Origin of the sequence: Pyxidicoccus xibeiensis, from assembly GCF_024198175.1 — a bacterium.
Taxonomy (GTDB): domain Bacteria; phylum Myxococcota; class Myxococcia; order Myxococcales; family Myxococcaceae; genus Myxococcus; species Myxococcus xibeiensis.
The window spans coordinates 38,700-59,497 of sequence record NZ_JAJVKV010000009.1 but is presented as its reverse complement, the minus strand read 5'-3'; the positions used below and the strand labels follow the sequence as shown (position 1 = coordinate 59,497).

The following is a 20,798-nucleotide window of genomic DNA, read 5'->3' as shown; positions in this document are numbered from 1 at the left end:
TGCCACCTTTTCGTGGGGGCACCCCCTCCTACCCGGCCCGACTCAATTCTTGCCGAACCACGTCTCCAGGAAGACCTTCACGGCGGGATGCTGGGATTCCCGGAGCTGCTCCGGCGTCCCGTTCTCCACGATGATGCCCTTGGAGAGGAAGGCGATCTGGTCCGCCACGTTGAAGGCGGAGGCGATGTCGTGGCTGATGACCACGCTCGTCACCCCCAGCCCCTTCTGCGCGGCCAGGATCATCTCATCCACACTGTCAGTGGTGATGGGATCCAGCCCCGTGGTGGGTTCGTCATAGAGGACGATCTTCGGGTCCAGGACGACGGCGCGCGCCAGGCCCACGCGCTTGCGCATGCCGCCGGACAGGTCCGCCGGGAACTTGTCCTCCACGTCGCGCTTGAGGCCCATCAGATCCAGCCGGGCGCGGACCTTCTCGCGGATGACGTCCTCGGAGTCCGACGTGCGCTCGCGCAGCGGGAAGGCCACGTTCTCGAACACCGTCATGGAGTCGAAGAGGGCCGCGCCCTGGAACACCATGCCGAACTTGTTGCGCACCTGCTGCAGCGGCCGCGCGCCCATGGGGACGATGTCCTCCCCGTCGACGATGACCTTGCCGCTGTCCGGCTTGAACAGGCCGATCATGTGCTTCATCAGCACCGTCTTGCCGGAGCCGGAGCCGCCGAGGATGACGCACGTGCTGCCGGCCGGCACCTCGAGGTTGATGCCGGTGAGCACCTTCGTCTCGCCGAAGGTCTTGTGCAGGTCCACGATCTCGATCATCGGCTTCGTGGACGTGCCGGGCGCGGAGCCCTCGCGGGTGTTCGCGGGCGCAGCCATCATTGCCAGAAGAGGCCGAGGATGAAGTCCAGGATGAAGATGGAGAGCGCGCTGGCCACCATGGCCTCCGTGGTGGCCTGGCCGACCCCCTTCGCGCCGCCCGAGGCGTTGAAGCCCTTGTAGCAGCAGATGAGCACCACGGAGAGGCCGAAGACGGCGCCCTTCACCAGTCCCTGGAAGACGTCCGCCGGCGCCAGCCACTGCTGGGTGCGCGACAGGAAGGTGCCCGGGGAGATGCCCAGGCCCCCCACGGCCACCAGGTAGGCGCCCGTCATGCCCGTGGTGTTGAAGATCATGGTGAGCGCGGGGACCATGAAGAGGCCGGAGAGCACCCGGGGCACCAGCAGGTACTGCACCGGGTTGACGGCCATGGTCTCCAGCGCGTCCACCTGCTCGGTGACGCGCATGGTGCCCAGCTCGGTGCACATGGCGGAGCCGGCGCGCATGGTGACCATCAGCGCGGAGAACACGGCCGCCAGCTCACGGGTGAGCGTCAGGGCCACCGTGGGGCCCACCAGGCTCTCGGCGTCGAAGAGCGCGAAGGCGGTGGACGTCTGCAGGGCGAACACCATGCCGGTGAACGTGCCCGTCAGCCCCACGATGAAGATGGAGCCCACGCCCACGAAATCCAACTGGGCGAACAGGTTGTTCAACCGGAAGGGGCGCCGGACGCTCAACCGGAAGACGTCGATTCCCAGGGAGACCACGCCCCCGATGGTGCTGACGACGTCGATGAGGCCCTTGCCGAAGCTCGTCACCGACTGCGTGAAGATTCCGGGCTCTTGCGCCGGCTTGCTGGGGGTCTGCGTGGTCATTTCGGTCCAGAACCTACTCTTACGTGCCCGGCCGGTGGGCACAAGTGAAGTGATGGCCCCGAGGAGCGCGGGCAGCGGGCGCACCTCCAGTCTTGAACCAGGGAAGGAAGCGGGCAGACGAAGACGCTTCCTCCCTTTGGAGTGAAGCCGTTATGTTCCGCCCCCCTTTACTCCCATGCCCGGCGCCTCCTGGCCCGGGCCGAGAAACAGACGAACATGGCAATCCATAAAGTCGGCGGTGAGGTCGACGCGCCCTGCACCCGCTGCAAGCTCACCCTCGCGCACACCATCCTGGCGATGGTGGGATCGAAGATCGCCCGGGTGCGCTGCAACACGTGTAACGGGGACCATGTGTACCGCGCCCCGCCGGGAGTCACGGACCGGCCCTCCACCACCGCCACCGCGCGCGCGACCCGCGCCGCCGCCACGGCGGCCGCAAAGGCGGAGAAGGTCATCATCTCCTTCGAGGAGCAGCTGGCCGGGAAGGACTCGGCGAACGCCGCGACGTACAGCCCCAAGGACACCTACCAGGTGGACCAGGTCATCAAGCATCCGACGTTCGGCACGGGCTTCGTGACGGGCGTGCGGGGCGACAAGGTGGACATCACCTTCCGCACGGAGACCCGGACCCTGGTGCACGGCCGTGGCGGCCCCCCGACGGAGCGGCCCGCCTTCAGCCCTCCCAACGCCAGGGCCACGCGCCCGGCGGACAAGCCGCTTCCTCCCGAGGCGACCGAGGCGGCAGCCGAGCCCACGCCGGACGAAGAGGCACCCGCCCCCAGCGGGGATTGACGGGTGGAGGACGGAGGGGTGAAGTCGCTGCCACGGTCCGTGCGCACGAGTCCCCTACCCCTCCTGTTGCTCCTGTTGCTGACGCCGGTGGCGCTGGCGGCCCCGGCCCCCTCCGGAGTGACGGTGTCCTGGACGCCGGCCCGGGTGGTGCTCGGCCAGGACTCCGAGGTGGAGCTGAAGGTCCACGTCCCCCCGGGCTCGGGTCCGGTGCGAGGGGCGGCCTCCTCCGGCAGCTTCGATGAGGAGCGGATGGAGGGTGGCCCGGTGCGCACCTTTCGCTGGACGCCGCCCGCCGTGCGCCACCCGCTGGTGGCCGTCTTCGCCTTCTGGGTGGAAGGCCCCGCGGCGCCCTCCGACGTGGCCATCCTCCGCGTTCCGCTGCTGGGCAAGACGCGGCTGGACGTGTCCACCGCGGCGGGCGCCAGCGTGGTGGTGGAGGTCGGCGGCAGCCGCTTCGGCCCGGTGCGGGCGGATGGCCGGGGCAAGGCGCGCGTGCCCGTGGAGGTGCCGCCCGGCGTGCGCGTCGCGCGGGTGCTGGCCACCCGCGACACGCTCCACACCGACGCGTCCATTCCGCTGGACCCGCCCCAGGAGGCGCCGCTCGTCGCCGCGCTCACCCCGCTCTCCTCGAGCGAGGGCGGCTGGCTGCTGGTCGCCGGCGAGACGGATGTGCGCGCGAAGGAGCTGGAGCTCTCCGTCGACGGCGCGAAGCTGACCCCCGAAGGAGGCGGCGGCTCACCGCTGCGCTACCGCGTCGCGCCGGCTCCGGCGGCAACCACCGTGACGGTGACGGTGCGCCGCAAGGGCGGCGAGGACCGTGCCCGCGCGGTGGCGGAGGTGCGCGCGGAGCCGGCGTACGACGTCGCGGCGCCCGTGTCCCTCGCGCCGGGAGTCATCCGGACGTGGCGGCCTTCCCTCTTCCTGCTCGCGGGAGGCAGCTTCGCGGGAGGCGCCAACACGGGGCCCGGCGGCGCGGTGGGCGGCTCCATCATTACCCCCTGGTGGGAGCGGCTCGCACTGGAGCTGGAAGCAGGGGTGCGCAGCGCCAGCTTCGACGGCAAGGTGGAAGGCCTGGGCGCGGTGCGCTCCCACGTGCTGGCGATGCCGGTGCTCGCGTCGGTGCGCGTCGGATTCTTCCAGCGACACGCGCTTTCGCTGTACGGGCGAGCAGGAGGTGGACTGCTGCCCTTCCGGCATCAGCTCTCCAGTGACTTCCAGGAAGGTCTGAAAGAGAGCAAGCTTTCGGGCATGGGGTTCCTCTCGCTACAGGGGGCGTACCGGTTCGGGCGCTTGAGCGCGCTGGCGGAGGTGCGGGGAGCCTGGGCTCCCGCGCGCACCCCGTGGCTGGATGCGCAGCTCGGTGGCCTGGCGGCGTTCCTGGGAATGAGGTTCGAGCCATGAGCCGTTCCAGCGTCCTGCTTGCCACTGCGCTGCTGTGTGCCTGCGGAACGAGCACGTCGCTGCCGGCCCCGGACATCCTCTCCGTGTCCCCCAACCAGGTCATCGTGCCCCGCGAGCTTCCAGCCGAAAAACGGGACTCGGTGGAGGTCTCCCTCGACGCGGTGATTCCCGTCCACGTGGACTACGGCGAAGAGCGGGTGCGTACCGCGGCCGCGAAGGTCTGGATTGGCCCGGAGGAAGCGTCGGTGGAGGACCTGAAGACGGATGGCACGTTGACCGTCTCGGTGCCGGAGGCGCTCGACGAGGGGGCGTACGAGGTCCGCGTCGTCCTGGCGGATGGGCGCGAGGCGCGCAGGCCCTCCGCCCTCACGCTGCGGCTCCCGGAGGGCACGCCCCTCATCGACCCCCCCGACGCGGGTCTGGACTCCGAGCTCACGGATGGAGGCTCGAGCCCTGGCAGGGACGGGGGAAGTCGCGGCGCGACCCTGGTCGAGGGCGACATCACGGGCTTCACCGTGAACCTGAACGACCTCCAGCAGGACGCCAATGGAGCGGGCACGTACCTCCTCATCGTGAACGCCCTGGGGCCGCGAGCGGCCGAGTTCCAGGGCACGGTGAAGCTGAGCATCAACAAGCAGTACGCGACCGTCACCCCGGACACCCTGGGCCCCTTCAGCAATGGCCGGGGCGTGAAGGAGATCACCGTCGAAGCGAAGGGCGGCAACCTGAAGCTCACGGTGACGGACGAGTTCGGCGCCCAGGGCACCTCCGCCGGCTTCAAGCTGTAGACGCGGCCGCGCCCGCCCGTGGCGCGCGCTACCCCGCCGTGCGGCGCAGCAGCTCCCGCGCCCGCGTCATGTCCCCGGGCAGCGGTGCCTCCACCGCGCGGGCCTCCAGACCGGGCAGCGCGGGCCACTCCACGCGCGCGGCGTGCAGCGGCGTCCGGGCCAGCACCACTGCGTCCCCTTCCCCACCCAGCTCCTTCTCCGTCAGGGGCTCCTCGCGGCCGTACTGGTGGTCCACCAGCAGCGGGTGGCCCAGTGACAGGAGGTGGACGCGAATCTGGTGCGTGCGTCCGGTGAGCGGCTCGGCCTCCACCAGCGAGGCCCGGGCGAACGTCTCCACGGGCCGCACGCGCGTACGCGAGGCCTTGGCGTCCGGCTCTCCCGGCCGGGCCACGCGCATGCGCCCCTTGCGCGCGGCGACCAGGGGTGCGTCCACCAGGCGCGGCGCCTCCACGCGGCCCTCCACCAGCGCCACGTAGCGCTTGCGCACCTTGCCCGTCTCGAAGGCGACGGAGAGCGCACGGTGGACCGCCGCGTCCAGCGCGAAGACGAGCGCGCCGGACGTGTCCTTGTCCAGCCGGTGGACGACCCAGACCTTCTGGCCGCGCTGCGCCTCCAGCGTGTCCCGCAGGGACGTGCCGCCGTCACGCCCGGGGATGACCGGCACCCCGGGCGGCTTGTCCACCACGAGCACGCCCCCGCCCTCGAAGAGGATGCGGGCGTCCGTCACTCGTAGTCCGCCGCGGGCACCACGGTGATGGGGCCCAGGCCCTTGAGCTGCTTCTTCACCTCTTCCGCCCGGCCCAGCACCACCACGGTGGGCGGCTCCGCGAAGCCGTACTTCCGCGCCGCGGCGGCGGCCTGCTTCGGCGTCACCGCGCGCAGCCTGTCCCGGAACTTCTCCACCCAGTCGTCGCCCAGGCCGTGGATGCGCGCCTCGGCGATGCTGCCGGCGATGGAGTCGTTGGTCTCCGTGCGCAGCGGGTAGACGCCGGTGAGGTACGCCTGCGCGTCCGCCAGCTCCTTCGGCTTGAGGCCCTTCTCGCGCACCTTGCCGATCTCCGCGAGCGCCACGTCGATGATCTCCCGCGTGGACGCCGTCTTCGTGAAGGTGGACAGCGCGAAGATGCCGTCCGCCTTCATCGAGTCGAACCAGGTGCCGACGCCGTAGGTGAGGCCGCGGTTGACGCGAATCTCGTTCATCAGGCGCGAGGTGAAGCCGCCGCCCAGCGCCACGTTGAAGGCCGTGGCGGGGAAGTAGTCCTCGTGGCCCATGTGGAAGCCGGGGCCGCCCAGGCGCACCTGGGACTGCGTCTGGTCCGGCTTGTCCACCAGCACCACGCGCCCGGCCTGGGCAATGCGCTTGCTCGGCGGCACGGCGATGGGCGCGTCCGGCCCACCCTCCCAGCCGGCGAAGGCCTCTTCGGCGGCGGCGGCCACGCGCTTCGGGTCCACCGCGCCCACCACCACCAGCATGGCGATCTTCGGGCCCATGCGCTCACGGTGGAAGCGCACCACGTCGTCGCGGGTGAACGTGCTCACGGTGCGCTTGGAGCCGCCCACGTCGTGGCCATAGGGGTGGTCGCCCCAGAGCGCGCGAGTCATCGCCCGATCGGCGATGACGCCCGGGTCGTCCAGGTCGTTGGCGAACTGCGCCAGCGCGCGGTCTCTCGAGTCGTCCACCTCGGCCTTCGGGAAGGTGGGCTCGCGCACCAGCTGGCCCAGCACGCCGAGCATCTGGGCGAAGTGCTCGGCCGGGGTGGTGAGGGCAATGGACATGGTGTCCTCGCCCACGCCCACGCCCAGGCTGGCGCCGACGAACTCCACCGCCTCGTCGATGGCCTGGGCATTCAGCCGGCGCGTCCCCCGGCGCAGCAGCCGGGCGGTGAAGTCCGCCAGGCCGTGCTTGCCGTCGGGGTCGGTGGAGCCGCCCGCCTGCAGCACCAGCCGCACGGACACGAGCGGCAGCGGCCCGCGCTCGGCGGCAAGGACCAGCAGGCCGCTGGACGTGCGGCTCTCGTGCAGCGTGGGCAGGATGAGGGCGCCCGTGGACGGCGCGGCCTTGCGGGCCGGGGCGACCGCCGCGCGCCCGGAGGCGACGGCCTTGCGGGCAACGCGCTTCGCGGCCCGGGCGGGGGCCTTCACGGCGCGGGCGACGGAGGACTTCACGGAGGACTTCAGGGAAGGGCTCTTGCGGGAGGCCATAGGGTGTGAGTCTTTCGTTTTCCGTTCGGGCTCACGCCGCGGAGGGTGCGGGCACCAGCGTCACGACGGAGCGGCGCTCGGGGGCGAAGTACTTCGCGGCAGCGGCCTTCACCTGCTCGTTGGTGATGGAGGCGTACGCGGACGGCAGGGTGAGCAGGCTGCGCCAGTCGCCCAGCAGCGCCTCGTAGTGGCCCAGGGAGTGGGCGCGGCCGCTGTTGGTGGCCAGCCCGCGGATGTGGTCGGCGCGCAGGTTGTTCTGCGCCTTCTGCAGCTCGCGCTCGGTGATGCCGTCGCGGGCCAGCTTCTCCAGCTCCGCGTACAGCGCGGCCTCCACCTTCTGCGGGTCCGCGCCCGGCTTGAGCTCCAGGAAGAAGAGGATGGTGCCCGGGTCGATGCGCCAGCTCCAGTCGAGCATCACCGACACGGCCAGCTTCTGCTCGTACACGAGCGAGCGCGACAGCCGGCTCCCCTCCCCCTTCGTGAGCACGTACTGGGCCACGTCCAGGGCCAGGGTGTCCTCGTCGCGGGCCGCGGGGCCCAGGAAGCCCAGCATCACCGCGGGGGACTGGGCCGGGTGGCGCACCACGGCGCGGCGCTCGCCCTTCTGCTCGGGCTCGGCGTTGAGCACCTTCGCGGGCGTCGGCCCCCGGGGGATGTCGCCGTAGTAGCGGCGCACCAGCGCGAGCGTCTTCTTCGGGTCGATGTCCCCGACGATGTAGAGCACCGCGTTGTTGGGCGCGTAGTACGTGCGGAAGTACTGCTGGCAGTCCTCGCGGGTGATGGCCGCGATGTCCGCCGTCCAGCCAATCACCGGCCAGCGGTACGCGTGGGCCTTGTACATGAGCGAGCCCAGCTCCACGTCCATCATCCCGGTGATGTCGTTGTCGATGCGGACGCGGCGCTCCTCCTGCACCACCTCGCGCTCGCTGGCCAGCGACTCCTCGGAGATGCGCAGCGAGCGCATCCGGTCCGACTCCAGGTCCAGCACCGTCTCCAGCGCCTCGGCGGCGAAGTCGTCGTCGTACACCGTGAGGTCATGGGACGTGTACGCGTTGGAGCGGCCGCCGCTGGACTCCAGCTTCATGTCGAACATCTTGGGGCCGTACTTCTTGGCCCCGTTGAACATCATGTGCTCGAACAGATGGCTGATGCCGGTGATGCCGGGCCGCTCGTTGCGGCTGCCCACCTGGAAGAACGTGTAGAGGCTGACGACGGGCGCCTGGTGGTTGGCGAGCAACCGCACCCGGAGGCCATTGGGCAGCGTGGCCTCGTGGACATCGAACAGGGACTCGAGGGCGGGATCCGCCGCGCGAGCGGGGGGAACGCTGGGAGAAGCCTTGCGCATAGGACCCCACCGTATACACGGAGGGGCTACAGATCCACGACACCTGCACGCAGGGCCAGGACGACTGCCTCCACGTGGGAGTTGACGCCCATCTTCCGGTAGATATGTGACAGGTGCGTCCGCACGGTGCGGCGCTCCAGCGTCATCACCTGCCCCACCTCCGCGTTGGACAGGCCCTTGGCCACGTAGCGCAGCACCTCGAACTCCAAGGGAGTGAGGGCCCAGGGGTTGTCTGCCTTCTTCTCCGGCGTGGCGGGTTTCGCCTGCACGGACTGGAAGTAGTTCCAGAAGCGGCGGGCGATGATGGGCTCCAGGACGGTGCCGCCCTCCATCACCTCCTGGATGCCGGAGCGGATCTTCTCCGGGCCCACGCGCTTGACGAGGTAGCCGGACGCGCCCGCCTGGATGGCCTCGTACACCTTCTGCTCGTCGTCGAAGGACGTGAGGATGAGGACCTCCACCTCGGGGGCGCGGCGCTTCACCCGCTGCGTCACCTGGATGCCGTTGATGCCCGGCAGCTCCAGGTCCAGCAGCACGAGCTGCGGGCGCAGCTGGAGGATCTCCTCCACCGCGGCCTCGCCCTCCTGGGCGGTGCCCACGATCTCCAGCTCGGGAAAGGTGCCCAGCACCTTCACCAGGTTCTTCAAGAGCTGGGGCTGGTCCTCGACGACGTAGATGCGGGTGCGGTCCATGGTCACCGTCTCGGAACCTTGAAGGAGTCCACCAACACCTTGCGGTGCTGGCCCCGGGTGAAGCGCAGCTCCACCTCGTGGGGCTCGCCGGTGGCGACGGACACCAGCCGGATGATGCGCGTGCCGGACTGGATGGGGTAGCGCGACAGGGGCGTGCGCCGGTTCACCCGCGTCCCGTCGATGTAGACGCGCGCCGGCACGTTGGTGGTGATGGTGACGTAGGCGCGCTGGGACTTCGGGGGGACCTTCGCCTCGGGGAGGTCATCCTCGGGGACGTCGCGCGGCGCCTCGGACGCGGCGGCGGAGCGCTCGGGCACGGCGGCGGGAGGCAGCCGCGGCGGCGGTGGCAGGATGGGCGTGGGTGGCGGCGGGCCCGCGACCAGGTCGGGGTCGGGCGCCTCTTCGACGGGCGCCTCGGTCTCGGCCCCGGACGCGCCTCCGAGCTTCCACGCGGCGATGGCGAAGCTCACCAGGCCCACCAGGGCGATGGCCCCCGCGATGGCGACCATCTTTCCGCGCCGGTCCTGCGCGCGGGACAGGTTCTGCTCCTCCGTCATCAGGCGCCGGGACGCCTGCACCACGGCATGGTCCGTCGCCGAGGGAGGCGGCATGGCCATGTCCTCGCGCTCCCGGGGACCGGCGCGAGCCGTGGCGGCGGAGAACGGCTCGGGCAGCGGGCGCGGGGCGCGCTCGGCGGGCGGCGGGGACGGGCGGCGGGGACGGGCGGCGCGGCGGCCGGACGTGGAGACGGAGACAGACAGCTCCTCGTCCTCCTCGGGCGGGCTCGGGCTGGAGAAGTCCTCCACCACCTTGAAGCGGGGGTTGCGCCCGATGCGCGTCTGCTCCTTGCCGCCCGCTCCGCCCTGCGGCACCTGCTGCCGACGGGACTTCTGGGGCGCGGCGCCCGGCGGGGCCTCCCAGCCTGCCTCCAGGGGGCCGGCCTGTCCGGGGCCGGTGGTCTCCCCTTCTTCGACCACTACGGGAGCCAGGCGTGGCGCGGGGACCTCGGGCTCCTGCGCGTAGTCCTCCGGGCGGTACTCCTCGAAGGCGGGCGAAGCGGATTCCTGCGTCTCCGCGACAGCCTCTTCCTCGGACAGCGAGCGGCTGTACGGCGCGCGCTGGACGATGGACGCCTCGAGCTCCTCCGCGCGGAGGTCATCCATCTCCGCGCCGGAGATGGGCTCCAGGGTGAAGGGCTCCTTGAACACCGGGGGGCCGAGTGCGGCGACGCTGACCTCGTTGGGGAACAGCTCGCCGACGAAGCGGCGCACGTCGTCGATGCCGGGCATGCCGCCGCTGGCGGAGAGGAAGTTGCGCAGCGCGGCCGCGAACTCGCCGCACGCGCGGAAGCGCCGCTGGGGCGTGGGCTCGAGGGCGCGGAGGATGATGGGGTCCAACCGCCCGTTGAGGCGACGGTCCACGCGGCTGGGCGGAGGCAGCGCCTCGCTGCGGCGGGTGGACACGCCCTTGCTGCCGGGCACCACGGGCTCGCGCTGGGTGAGCAGCTCGTAGGCGATGGCCCCCAGGGAGTAGATGTCCGACTGCACGTCAGGCGTGTCTCCTCGAGTCACCTCGGGCGCGCGGTAGGTGCCACGGCCGCGGTTGCCGAAGGTGCGCTTGAGCGTGGGAACGGCCATGAGGGCGCGCAGCGCGCCGAAGTCGCAGACGGCGGGGTTGCCGTCGCGCCCCAGCAGCACGTTGCCGGGCGTGAGGGCGCCGTGGACGACGCCGGCGTCATGGGCCTGCTGCACCGCCTCCAGGAGCTGGATGACGATGTAGAGCGCCACGGCGGAAGGGAGGATGACCTCCTTGGTGTGCAGCCGCTGCAGCGCGGTGCCCAGCATGAAGCCATCCATGTCCTCACGGACGACGGCGAGCCGCTGGCGCACGACGCCGATGTCGATGACGTGGAGGATGCCGGGGTGGCGCACCGGCTGGAGCAGCCGGGTCGTCTCGGCCAGGTCCAGCGCGTAGGCCGGGTCGGAGGTCTTCGGGTGGAAGAGCTTCACCACCACCTCCACCCCGGGGAGGTGGAGCGCCTCGTACAGCTCCGCGAGCTCGCCGTTCTCGATGCGGCCCGTCAGACGGTAGGTGGCGCTCATCGCTTCTTTCGCGCCGGGCGGCGCCGGGACACGGCGGAGAACTCGAAGCCACACCAGACGCACGACTCGCCGCGTCGGCCCCTGGGCAGCTCCAGGGTACAGCCGGGGCAGCGCGGCCGCGCGCGGGCGGCGGGGGCGCGCGAGGGCTCGTCGGCCCGCCTGGGCGACGTCCGGACGGCGGAGGTCCGGACGGCGGGCGTCTGGGACGTGGCGCTCACGCGGAGCCGGGCCTCCAGGCGGCGCACCCGGTCCTCGAGCACGGCAATCCGGGCGGACAGGCGCGCATGGACGTCCTCGAGAGTGTCCGAGGACCGACGTCGGGCAGGCGAGCGCATTGCAGAGGGTGAGCGTGCCACGCCCTGTTGGAACCCGGCAAGGACAGAGCCGAAGGGGGTACGCGCGTGGTATGAGTGGGTGTTCCGTGGCTCAGACCCTTTCTCCATTCCGTCCCATCCCGGGCGGTCCCTCACCGGACCCGCTTCACGGGAGCTTCCGTTCCCCCTTCAATCGTGCGCGCGCCGAGGATGCCGCGCGGAGGGCCGAGGACCTCCTGGCCGACGAGGGGCTCACGCGGCTGTTGACGCTGCCTCGCGAGCGGCGGGACGTGGTGGCGCGGGCGCGGGAGATCTTCGTCAACCGCAACCTGCGCATGTCCAGTGTCGAGCTGATTGGCTTCGACATGGACTACACGCTGGCCATCTACCACATGCGCCGGTTGGAGCAGCTCTCGTTCGACATGACGCTGGCGAAGCTGATCAGCGAGTACGGCTATCCGCCGATGGTGGGCGGCCTGCTCTACGACCACCACTTCGTGATGCGTGGGCTGGCGGTGGACCGGCTGAACGGGAACATCCTGAAGATGGACCGGTTCGGCCACGTGGGTCGGGCGTACCACGGGCTGCGGCCGCTGAAGCCGGAGGTGTGGCGCGAGCTGTACCGCAACAAGCGCGTGCGGCTGCGCAACCCGCAGTTCGCGTGGAACGACACGCTGTTCGCGTTGCCGGAGACGTGCCTGTTCGCGGGCATCATCGAGCTGATGGAGTCGATGGGGCAGCGGGTGGACTACGGCAAGCTGTACGACGACATCCGCGAGGCCATCGACACCATCCACCGGGACAACTCGCTCAAGCGCGAGGTGCGCAAGGACCTGGGGCGCTACGTGTTCCTGGACCCGGAGCTGGGGCCGGCGTTGCACAAGCTGCGCTCGGGTGGGAAGCGGCTGTTCCTGCTGACGAACTCGGCGTGGGACTACACGGACGCGGTGATGCGGTACCTGCTGGACGGGCAGCTGGCGGAGTACCCGAGCTGGCGGAACTACTTCGACGTGGTGGTGACGGCGGCGGGCAAGCCGGGCTTCTTCTCCGAGGGCAAGCCGTTCCTGGAGCTGGACGCGTCGACGGAGGAAGGCCGCGTGATTGGCGAGGCCACCGTGTCACTGGACCGGGGCAAGGTGTACTCGGGCGGCAACCTGGCGCGGTTCGAGGAGCTGACGGGCTACCGCGGGGAGAACATCCTCTACGTCGGCGACCACATCTACGGCGACATCCTGAAGTCGAAGAAGTCGTCGCTGTGGCGCACGTGCATGGTGGTGCAGGAGATCGAAGATGAGATCACCTACACGGACTCGCGGCTGGATGAGATTGGAATCCTGTCGCAGGTGGAGGTGGTGCGCGAGCGCCTGGACGACGAGGTGAACCACCACAAGACGCTGCTGAACACGCTGGAGCGGCGGCTGGAGCGTGAGCAGTTGCCACAGGCGGACCGGCTCGCGGCGGAGGAGCTGCGCAAGCAGACCAAGTCGGAGCTCGATTTGATGCGGCGGGCGCTGAAGAACGCGAACGAGATTGCGGACACGCTGGAGGAGGACGTCGAGGAGGGCTTCAACCCGTACTGGGGCCTGCTGTTCAAGGAGGGCAACGAGAACAGCCGCTTCGGGTACCAGGTGGAGCAGTACGCGTGTCTGTACACGAGCCGCGTGTCGAACTTCCTGCACCACTCGCCCATGCAGTACTACCGCTCTCCGCGCGACAAGATGCCGCACGAGCAGGCCGGTGCGCTGTCGGCGCGGCTGTCGCCCATGGGCGGCGAGGGGCCTCCGAAGGGCGCGGGGAAGGACTGAGCGGCGGGCTCACACGGCTGTCGTCCAAACGTGGCGGACTCTTGACGCAGGAGTCCTGAAGACGAGGTGCAAGGTGCGCACGCTTTTCCCCGCTCTCCTGCAAGGAGCCGTGCGCATCATGACCCCGACGAGGTTGATGACACTCGCCGCTGTGACCCTGACTGCCTGCGTTGCCGCCCCCGCTGTCGTCTCCGCGCGGGACGGTGACTTCGACTCGGACCGCAGGCCTTCGCGGCGGCTGAACGTCCAGGTCGGTCCCCGCCCCTACTTCCTCGTCGACGACATGGACGAGAGCCCGCTCAAGCGGAAGCTCCAGCAGTGCTCCGAGGGGCCGTTCTACAAGACGGACTTCTCCATCGGCCACCGGGGCGCCCCGCTACAGTTCCCGGAGCACACGAAGGAGTCCTACGAGGCCGCGGCCCGCATGGGCGCCGGGGTCCTCGAGTGTGACGTCACCTTCACGAAGGACCGGCAGCTGGTCTGCCGGCATTCGCAATGTGACTTGCACACGACGACGAACATCCTGGTCATTCCCTCGCTGGCGGCGAAGTGCACGCAGCCGTTCCAGCCAGCAAATCCGGTGACGGGGCGTCCGGCCTCGGCGCAGTGCTGCACCAGCGACATCACGCTCGCCGAGTTCAAGCAGCTCTGCGGGAAGATGGACGCGTCCAACCCGGCGGCGACGACGGTGGCCCAGTACCTGGGGGGCACGGCGGACTGGCGCACGGACCTGTACTCCACCTGCGGCACGGTGCTTTCGCACAAGGAGAGCATCGAGCTGTTCAAGAAGCTGGGCACGAAGTTCACGCCGGAGCTGAAGGCGCCCAGCGTGCCCATGCCGTTCCAGGGTGAGTACACGCAGCAGCAGTACGCGCAGCAGATGATCGACGAGTACAAGCAGGCGCGCGTCCACCCGAGCGACGTGTGGCCGCAGTCGTTCGACCTCAACGACGTGCTGTACTGGATCCAGCACGAGCCGCGGTTCGGCAAGCAGGGCGTGTACCTGGACGGCCGCTACGAGATTCCCGGCACCATCTTCGACCCGAACAACCCGACGACGTGGGTTCCCAGCATGGATGAGCTGGTGGACTCCGGAGTGAAGATCGTCGCGCCGCCCATCTACGTGCTGCTGACGCTGGACGCGGAAGGGAAGATCGTCCCCTCGGCGTACGCGAAGGCGGCGCGGGCGGCGGGCCTGGACATCATCACCTGGTCGTTCGAGCGCGCCGGCCCGCTGAAGACGGGCGGCGGCTTCTACTTCCAGTCCGTCGCACCGGCCATCAACAACGATGGCGACATGATGGTGGCGCTCGACGTCCTCGCCCGGCACGTCGGAGTCATCGGCATCTTCAGCGACTGGCCTGGCACCGTGACGTACTACGCGAACTGCATGGGGCTGTAGTCGCGGCGCCTACCCGGTTTCAGCGACCGCTCGCTTGACAGGCAGGTTGTACTTATAATTCAATCTTCCAATCCAGTTGCGGATGGCCAGCTTGGCATCCGTACTTCTGGAGCTCACGCCTCACACCAGGAGCACAACATGCAGATCAAGACCAAGGTTCGCGGTGGTCCCCGTGGTTGCGGCCCCATCATCATCGGGCCCTATGAGGCGATTCCGTAGCACCACCCGCACCTGACCCGGTGCAGTGGATCGAATCGCCAGTGGGCGGAGCCTCCGCCTGCTGGCGATTTTCGTTTTACCCGGCCCTGACGAACTGGAAGGCCCAGTCGGCTTCAGCGCGCGGTGGATTCCGGCGCCTGGCTCCGAAGCGGATATCGAAGGCGGCCATTCCATCAGCGGACAGCTGAATCGAGGCACGGAACGGCCATTTCACCTGGTCGATGCTCCAGATGTAGCCGCTCGAGCTGAACCGGTCGTCCTCTTCGGCGCGGAGCTCCTCGAAGATGAGGCCATCGAACCAGCGTCCGTGCTGAGTCCACTCAGCGTCAGTCGTGAGGAGCTCGGCCACCCACCGCTCCAGGAAGTCCGCGAGCCTCCGCTCCGCGATCTCACGCGCGCTTGCATCGCTGCTCTCCGAGGCCACCTTCCAAGCACGTGCGGAGTCGGCGACCTGCTCCTCCAGTTTCATGCCAGTGGTCACGGGACTTGCTCCTCTTGATCGCGCTACGGAGGCGGCTCCATGCCCATGCGCTCGTACAGCGCCCGCTGGAGCGCCATCGTCAGCGGCCCGGGCTTCCCCTCCCCTACCTTCGCCCCGTTCACGGCGATCACCGGCTGCACGTCCGTGGTGGTCCCCGCCAGGAACACCTCCTGGAACCGGTCCCGCTCATCCAGGCGCACCGGCCGCTCGTGCACCGTCATGCCCAGTCCCTGCGCGAGCGAGATGACGATGTCTTGCGTCACGCCCGGCAGGATGTGCGGTCCCTTCGGGTGCGTGTGCAGCGCCCCGTCCATCACGAAGAACGCGCTCGTGGACGCGCCCTCCGTGATGACTCCGTCGCGCACCAGCAGGGCCTCGAACACACCCGCCTCGCGCGCCTGCTGCTTCGCCAGGATGTTGGGCAGCAGGTTCACCGTCTTCAAGTCGCACCGCGCCCAGCGCAGGTCCGGAAGGGTCATCGTGCTCACGCCCTCCCGCCGCTGTGTCCACGGCACCTGGAACGGCGACGCGGACAGGTAGAGCGTGGGCGGAGTCCCCGCCGGCGGAAACGCATGGTTGCGCGGCGCCGCGCCCCGCGTGAGCTGCAGGTACACCGTCGCCTGCCGGCCCGTCAGCCCGTTCGCCTCCAGCAGCTCCAGCGAGAGGTTCTTCACCAGCTCCCGGGAGAACCCCTCCGGCGTCTGCAGCTTCAGCTCTTCAATCCCCCGCTGCAGCCGGTGCCAGTGCGCTGCCTCCGCGAAGAGGCCGCTCGGGAGCGCCCGCGTCACCTCGTACACCCCGTCCCCGAAGAGGAAGCCCCGGTCCTCCACCGAGATCCGGGCCTGCTCCAGCGGAAGGAACTCCCCATTCAGATAGACGTGCATGCGTGCCTCACTCGCCCTGCCCGATTCCGTGGCGCCGCAGCACCTCGCGCACCCGGGACAGCGGAATGGCCTCCACCGTCTGCCCACTGCCCCGCACCGTGGTGGCCATGAACATCGAATTGTAGATGGCCTCCTCCGTCGCCTCCACCACCGCCTGGAACAGTGGCGACAGCGCATCGTTCCCCAGTGTCTCCCCTGTCAGCTTCTCGGCACCGAACGGCCGCCGCACCGCCGCCGCCGTGGAGAACGCGATGACGTAGTCCCCGGACCCGTTCGACGCCGAAGACCCCGTCCGCCCCAGCCCCAGCGTCGCGCGCTCCGCGAGCCTCCTGAGATTGCGGTGATCCACCGGCGCATCCGTGGCCACCACGATGATGATGGACCCGTCCCCCCGCTCCTCCACCTCTTTCTGGAACGCATAGCGCCCCAGCGCCTTCCCCACCGGCGCCCCCATCACCTGCAGCACGCCACCGAAGTTCGACTGCACCAGCACGCCCACCGTGTACCCACCCAGCTTCGGAGGCAGCACCCGCGATGACGTACCGATGCCACCCTTCCACCCGAAGGCCACCGTCCCCGTGCCCGCCCCGACGCTCCCCTCGGCCACCGGCCCCGAAGTCGCCTGTGCGAGCGCCGCCCGGACCTCCTTCTCGCCCACGGGCCGCGTGCGGATGGCGTTGAGCCGTCCATCGTTCGTCTCGCCCACCACCGGGTTGATGGAGCGCACGTCCTCCATCCCCGGTTGCTCCAGCATCCACGCGACCAGCCCGTCCGCCACGCGCCACACGCACAGCGTGCACGTGAGCAGCACGGGAGACTCCAGCTCTCCCAGCTCGTTCACCTGCGTGCTGCCCAGCAGCTTCCCGAAGCCATTGGCCACGTGGATGGCGGCCGGCACCCGCTCGCGGAACAGGTTGCCTCCGTGCGGAAGAATCGCCGTGACTCCCGTCCGCACGGACTCACCGGCCACCACCGTCGCATGCCCCACCCGCACACCGGCCACATCGGTCAGCGCATTGAGCGGCCCCGGCGCGAAGATGCCCGGAACCACCCCGAGCGCCCGCGCACGCACCCGCGTCTCCTCGGGAGTCTTCTCCACCTTCTTCTCCTTCGGGGCAGCCGCGAACACCGGCCCCACCGCCAGCAGCCCCATCAGCCCGAGCACCCTCCACCGCCGCATCCACCACCTCCTGTGAGGCACCGTCACGGCAGCGCGGGAGCGGGCCCCAGCCGCCCCCAGACCACATCCGTGAACCGCGAGCCCGGCTCCTCCGCGAGCCCGAGCTTCTTCAGGTCATCCGTGTACTTCGCCCCCTTCACCACCACCCACCGCCGCGCCACGCGCTGGCCCTCGGCCAGCGTCTCGGGCGTCAGCGGCGCGTGCTCGGCGAAGCGCCGCAGCACCTCGAACGCGGGCTGTGCCTTCTTCGGCTTCGCGAACATCGGGTCGAAGAACACCACGTCGAACGACTGCGCCGGCAACGTCTTCAGGTACTCGCGAGCATCCGCGTGCAGCACCTCGATGGGCGCCGAGTCCGCCCCCAGCTCGTAGCGCCTCAAGCCCTCCGCGGCGACCACGCCCAGCGCCAGGCTCTTCTCCAGCCCCACCACGCGCCCCGTCGGCCCCACCGCCAGCGACGCCACCAGCGCGTCCTGCGCCAACCCCAGCGTGCAGTCCAGCACCGAGTCCCCGGCCCGAAGCTCCGCCACCCGAACGAAGGCATCCGGCTCGCCTTCCCGCAGCCGCATCCGCCGCAGGTGCGCCATGCCCGCGTGGAACCCGAACGAGCCCTCCGGATCCCACAGCGTCACGCCGTCTCCGCCCACCACCAGCAGCGCCTCCACCTTCGTCCCCAGCCACGGCGCGATTCCCTCCTTCGCCCGGCGCGGCATGAAGGGCAGCCCCCAGCGGCTCGCCACGGCGCGCGCCTCACGCACCGTCGTCGCATCCACCTTCGTGCTGGTCGTCACCGCCAGGGGAACCAGGGCCATTCGCGCCGCGCATCCTGCACGACCTCGCGGCGCACCGGGCGCTTGAACGCACCGCGTCGACGCGCAGCGCAAGTCCCAGCCCACAGTCGCACACCCGACAGGCGCAGGGGGGCTTACCGAAATTTATAGGAATTCTTATCTGGCTGGCCTAAATCTGAACTTCCTTCGGACGATGGAGAATGTCCCCTTCCACCGTGCGAAGTGGCTCGCTGGAGGACCTCATGCGCAACAGAGCAGCAGGACTGGCTGTCGTCGTAATGGTCACCACTTTATTGGCGTTCGACTCGTTCGCCGCCACGTACGGAGCAACGCAGTCAGGCTCGTCCGCCATCTTCTACGTCGACACCACGTCGTGGGCGGACATCCACTACGTGAAGAACAATCAGGGGCAGCTCAACTACCGGATGGGCATCACCAACGGTCGGAACGAGCACACGGTGACGGGCCTCGTCGCGGGCGACGTCATCGACTACTCGTTCACGTACTGGGACGTCTCCTGCAACTGTGCCCGCGACACCACGTGGGCGCGTTATACGCACGGTGGCACCCCGCCCCCACCGGTAGACGCAGGCACGCCGGACGCGGGCCAACCCCCGCCGACCGATGCCGGCACGCCGCCCCCGCTGGGCACCATCGTCCCGCTCTACAACAGCGGCACGTCGCTGGAGCCCGCCACGGTGCAGAACACCGCCACCGCCATCATCACCCGCGTCGGTGACCGCGTGAGAGACCGTCACGCGCGCGAGGACGAGTACCAGGCCTACGACCACTACCTGTCGCGCTACTTCGAGAAGCGCACGCACACCGTGGAGATCGTCGACGAGGTCGCCAAGGGCGGCAACCGCATCGTCGTGAACCTCTACACCATCTACCCGTACGACAGCCCCGACTTCCGCGCGTTCTTCCGCGGCCTCAACACGGTGGCCGAGTACTTCCACAACGCCGACTTCACCACCGTCAACGACTACCACTACACCGCCAGCGTCAACTTCAACGCCAAGGAAGGCCGCGCCATCCGCGTCGGCGACCGCATGGAGATTGAAGTGGGTGTCTTCCTTCGGCAACCGGTGGAAGGCCGCTTCAACTACTACTCCACGGCGATGCTCTACATGGTGGGCTCGGGCGGCATCGTCCCGTTCGAGGTCTCCGGCGCCACCGAGGACTCGTTCCCGATGCCGGAGGCCGGGTGGCTCGGCGGCCGCACCACGCAGAACCAGCCGCTGTCCAACGAGCCTCGCAACCGCTTCCTGCAGATGGCGCTGAACATGGCCCCCGTGAATGCGCAGCCCTTCGTGGACGGCCGGCGCATCCACCACACCAACTTCGCCGACGGCAGCCACTCCGAGCCGAACAACCCCATCTTCACGGAGCAGGCGAACAAGCTCGGGCCGAACTTCGTCGCCAACTCGTGCGTGTCCTGCCACGTGCAGAACGGCCGCGGCCTGCCTCCCGCCGTCAACACCTCGCTGTCGAACTACGTGATGAAGGTGGGCAACTCCACCGGTGGCCCGGACGCGTTCCTCGGCACCCGGCTGCAGCCCCGCCGCACCAGCGGCACGCCCGAGGCGGACGTCCGCATCACGGGCTGGACGCTGACCAACGGCAACTTCGCCGACGGCACGGCGTACCAACTGCGCCGGCCGACGTACGGCTTCACCAACGTCACCCCCACGAACTACTCGGCGCGCGTCACCCCGCAGCTCATCGGCATGGGCCTGCTGGAGGCCGTGTCGGAGAGCGCCGTGGCCGCCCTGGCGGACCCGAACGACAGCAACGGGGACGGCGTCTCCGGCCGCATGCAGACCATTCGTGACCCGGAGACGGGCGAGACGCGGCTGGGCCGGTTCGGCTGGAAGGCCGGCGCGGCGAAGGTGCGGCACCAGGTCGCCGACGCGCTCCGCAACGACATCGGCGTCACCACCCCCGTCTTCCAGACGCTGGACTGCGGGCCGTCCCAGCAGGGCTGCTCGGGCAGCAGCACGGAGCTGAACGACACCGACCTGGGCAAGCTGACGCGCTACATCGCCCTGCTGGGCGTGCCGGCGCGGCGCGACCTGCGCGACGCCACGGCGCTGCGCGGTGAGACGCTGTTCAGCAACGCGGGCTGCGCGAAGTGCCACGCGGCCAGCCTGACCACGACCAGCTTCCACCCGAACGCAGAGCTGCGCGGGCAGACCATCCGCCCGTACACGGACCTGCTGCTGCACGACATGGGCTCGGGCCTGGCGGACAACCTGGGCGAGGGCATCGCCACCGGCGCCGAGTGGCGGACGCCGCCGCTGTGGGGCATCGGCCTGACGGCCGGCGTCAGCGGCGGTGAGGCGTACCTGCACGACGGCCGCGCCCGCAACCTGACCGAGGCCATCCTCTGGCACGGCGGTGAGGGCCAGGCCGCGAAGAACGCCTTCAACAGCATGAACGCGTCCGACCGCGCCGCGCTCCTGCGCTTCCTGCAGTCGCTGTAGTCGTCACCCGGGAGGGGGGCCAGGCACCGCGGCCCTCCTCCCGGCCTTCACGCCGCTCCGCCCGGCGCGGCCTCGCCCAGCCTGTCCGGCTGTCCGACAGGCTGGGACGCAGCGCCCCCGGGAGCCGCGCCACCTGGCGGCGCGCAAGGAGGGCCTTCAGCCTCGAGGCGTGTGCTCACGGCGAAGGCACGGGACGGGCGCCGGGCGACACTCCGGAGGCCTGGCGGGGCCCGTCAGTCACATGCACCCGGGAAGCCCACTT

General features: G+C 69.9%; 18 protein-coding genes. 6 read left to right on the top strand and 12 right to left on the bottom strand.

The genetic code is table 11. From position 1 onward, the window contains the following. Positions 1–42: 42 nt before the first annotated feature. Together LXT23_RS33125 and LXT23_RS33120 are read right to left on the bottom strand one after the other, a co-directional pair. Positions 43–780 carry an ABC transporter ATP-binding protein gene (locus LXT23_RS33125; protein WP_253984625.1) on the bottom strand — a complete coding sequence of 246 codons (738 nt, stop codon included), beginning with the start codon at positions 778–780 and terminating at the stop codon, positions 43–45. A gap of 56 nt (positions 781–836) precedes the next feature. After that, a complete protein-coding gene (locus LXT23_RS33120; RefSeq protein WP_253984382.1) occupies positions 837–1,652 on the bottom strand; it encodes an MlaE family ABC transporter permease in 816 nt (271 codons plus the stop codon). Positions 1,653–1,868: 216 nt separating this feature from the next. Here LXT23_RS33120 and LXT23_RS33115 point away from each other — a divergent pair, with 216 nt between their 5' ends. From LXT23_RS33115 to LXT23_RS33105, 3 genes are read left to right on the top strand one after another with little or no spacing between them, the layout of a single operon-like run. After that, the gene (locus LXT23_RS33115; protein WP_253984381.1) at positions 1,869–2,444 is read left to right on the top strand and encodes a hypothetical protein; all 576 of its coding nucleotides are present in this window, start codon (positions 1,869–1,871) and stop codon (positions 2,442–2,444) included. An 18-nt stretch (positions 2,445–2,462) separates the two neighbouring features. Further along, a complete protein-coding gene (locus LXT23_RS33110; protein WP_253984380.1) occupies positions 2,463–3,845 on the top strand; it encodes a hypothetical protein in 1,383 nt (460 codons plus the stop codon). Next, on the top strand, positions 3,842–4,633 hold the full coding sequence (locus tag LXT23_RS33105; protein WP_253984379.1) for a hypothetical protein: 792 nt from the start codon (positions 3,842–3,844) through the stop codon (positions 4,631–4,633). The genes LXT23_RS33110 and LXT23_RS33105 overlap by 4 nt, the downstream gene beginning before the upstream one ends. Before the next feature lie 28 nt (positions 4,634–4,661). Here LXT23_RS33105 and LXT23_RS33100 read toward each other — a convergent pair whose 3' ends face one another. From LXT23_RS33100 to LXT23_RS33075, 6 genes are read right to left on the bottom strand one after another with little or no spacing between them, the layout of a single operon-like run. Further along, positions 4,662–5,360: an RluA family pseudouridine synthase gene (locus LXT23_RS33100; RefSeq protein WP_253984378.1), complete on the bottom strand. Its 699-nt coding sequence runs from the start codon at positions 5,358–5,360 to the stop codon at positions 4,662–4,664. Then, positions 5,357–6,835 (bottom strand): M16 family metallopeptidase, encoded by a 1,479-nt coding sequence (locus LXT23_RS33095; protein WP_253984377.1) that lies wholly within the window; start codon positions 6,833–6,835, stop codon positions 5,357–5,359. Before LXT23_RS33095 ends, LXT23_RS33100 begins: the two co-directional genes overlap by 4 nt. A gap of 31 nt (positions 6,836–6,866) precedes the next feature. After that, complete coding sequence (locus LXT23_RS33090; RefSeq protein ID WP_253984376.1) at positions 6,867–8,180, bottom strand: M16 family metallopeptidase; 1,314 nt, start codon at positions 8,178–8,180, stop codon at positions 6,867–6,869. Between the two features lie 26 nt (positions 8,181–8,206). Beyond that, positions 8,207–8,872: a response regulator gene (locus LXT23_RS33085; RefSeq protein ID WP_253984375.1), complete on the bottom strand. Its 666-nt coding sequence runs from the start codon at positions 8,870–8,872 to the stop codon at positions 8,207–8,209. Positions 8,873–8,874: 2 nt separating this feature from the next. Further along, positions 8,875–10,974, bottom strand: coding sequence for a serine/threonine-protein kinase (locus LXT23_RS33080; RefSeq protein WP_253984374.1), 2,100 nt, complete (start codon positions 10,972–10,974; stop codon positions 8,875–8,877). After that, a complete protein-coding gene (locus LXT23_RS33075; protein WP_253984373.1) occupies positions 10,971–11,309 on the bottom strand; it encodes a hypothetical protein in 339 nt (112 codons plus the stop codon). The genes LXT23_RS33080 and LXT23_RS33075 overlap by 4 nt, the downstream gene beginning before the upstream one ends. A gap of 71 nt (positions 11,310–11,380) precedes the next feature. On the opposite strand from LXT23_RS33075, the gene LXT23_RS33070 reads away from it, so the two are divergent. Both LXT23_RS33070 and LXT23_RS33065 read left to right on the top strand, forming a co-directional pair. After that, entirely contained in the window at positions 11,381–13,093 is a 1,713-nt protein-coding gene (locus LXT23_RS33070) for an HAD-IG family 5'-nucleotidase (RefSeq protein ID WP_253984372.1), read from the top strand. Between the two features lie 118 nt (positions 13,094–13,211). Further along, positions 13,212–14,495: a glycerophosphodiester phosphodiesterase family protein gene (locus LXT23_RS33065; RefSeq protein ID WP_253984371.1), complete on the top strand. Its 1,284-nt coding sequence runs from the start codon at positions 13,212–13,214 to the stop codon at positions 14,493–14,495. Positions 14,496–14,790: 295 nt separating this feature from the next. Here the strand turns inward: LXT23_RS33065 and LXT23_RS33060 are convergent, their stop codons facing one another. From LXT23_RS33060 to LXT23_RS33045, 4 genes are read right to left on the bottom strand one after another with little or no spacing between them, the layout of a single operon-like run. Further along, positions 14,791–15,195 (bottom strand): hypothetical protein, encoded by a 405-nt coding sequence (locus tag LXT23_RS33060; protein ID WP_253984370.1) that lies wholly within the window; start codon positions 15,193–15,195, stop codon positions 14,791–14,793. Between the two features lie 23 nt (positions 15,196–15,218). Next, a complete protein-coding gene (locus tag LXT23_RS33055) occupies positions 15,219–16,079 on the bottom strand; it encodes an aminotransferase class IV (RefSeq protein WP_253984369.1) in 861 nt (286 codons plus the stop codon). Between the two features lie 7 nt (positions 16,080–16,086). Next, positions 16,087–17,259, bottom strand: coding sequence for a DmpA family aminopeptidase (locus LXT23_RS33050; protein WP_253984368.1), 1,173 nt, complete (start codon positions 17,257–17,259; stop codon positions 16,087–16,089). 23 nt (positions 17,260–17,282) lie between these two features. Next, a complete protein-coding gene (locus LXT23_RS33045; protein WP_253984367.1) occupies positions 17,283–18,071 on the bottom strand; it encodes a class I SAM-dependent methyltransferase in 789 nt (262 codons plus the stop codon). A 221-nt stretch (positions 18,072–18,292) separates the two neighbouring features. Between LXT23_RS33045 and LXT23_RS33040 the strand changes: the two genes are divergently transcribed. After that, positions 18,293–20,536: a di-heme oxidoreductase family protein gene (locus LXT23_RS33040; RefSeq protein ID WP_253984366.1), complete on the top strand. Its 2,244-nt coding sequence runs from the start codon at positions 18,293–18,295 to the stop codon at positions 20,534–20,536. Positions 20,537–20,798: the final 262 nt, after the last annotated feature.

Bases quoted from the DNA above. Each gene is read 5' to 3' on its own strand.
- LXT23_RS33125 (WP_253984625.1), bottom strand. From the start codon at position 780: ATGATCGAGATCGTGGACCTGCACAAGACCTTCGGCGAGACGAAGGTG.
- LXT23_RS33120 (WP_253984382.1), bottom strand. From the start codon at position 1,652: ATGACCACGCAGACCCCCAGCAAGCCGGCGCAAGAGCCCGGAATCTTC.
- LXT23_RS33115 (WP_253984381.1), top strand. From the start codon at position 1,869: ATGGCAATCCATAAAGTCGGCGGTGAGGTCGACGCGCCCTGCACCCGC.
- LXT23_RS33105 (WP_253984379.1), top strand. From the start codon at position 3,842: ATGAGCCGTTCCAGCGTCCTGCTTGCCACTGCGCTGCTGTGTGCCTGC.
- LXT23_RS33095 (WP_253984377.1), bottom strand. From the start codon at position 6,835: ATGGCCTCCCGCAAGAGCCCTTCCCTGAAGTCCTCCGTGAAGTCCTCC.
- LXT23_RS33090 (WP_253984376.1), bottom strand. From the start codon at position 8,180: ATGCGCAAGGCTTCTCCCAGCGTTCCCCCCGCTCGCGCGGCGGATCCC.
- LXT23_RS33085 (WP_253984375.1), bottom strand. From the start codon at position 8,872: ATGGACCGCACCCGCATCTACGTCGTCGAGGACCAGCCCCAGCTCTTG.
- LXT23_RS33080 (WP_253984374.1), bottom strand. From the start codon at position 10,974: ATGAGCGCCACCTACCGTCTGACGGGCCGCATCGAGAACGGCGAGCTC.
- LXT23_RS33075 (WP_253984373.1), bottom strand. From the start codon at position 11,309: ATGCGCTCGCCTGCCCGACGTCGGTCCTCGGACACTCTCGAGGACGTC.
- LXT23_RS33070 (WP_253984372.1), top strand. From the start codon at position 11,381: ATGAGTGGGTGTTCCGTGGCTCAGACCCTTTCTCCATTCCGTCCCATC.
- LXT23_RS33065 (WP_253984371.1), top strand. From the start codon at position 13,212: ATGACCCCGACGAGGTTGATGACACTCGCCGCTGTGACCCTGACTGCC.
- LXT23_RS33055 (WP_253984369.1), bottom strand. From the start codon at position 16,079: ATGCACGTCTATCTGAATGGGGAGTTCCTTCCGCTGGAGCAGGCCCGG.
- LXT23_RS33050 (WP_253984368.1), bottom strand. From the start codon at position 17,259: ATGCGGCGGTGGAGGGTGCTCGGGCTGATGGGGCTGCTGGCGGTGGGG.
- LXT23_RS33045 (WP_253984367.1), bottom strand. From the start codon at position 18,071: ATGGCCCTGGTTCCCCTGGCGGTGACGACCAGCACGAAGGTGGATGCG.
- LXT23_RS33040 (WP_253984366.1), top strand. From the start codon at position 18,293: ATGCGCAACAGAGCAGCAGGACTGGCTGTCGTCGTAATGGTCACCACT.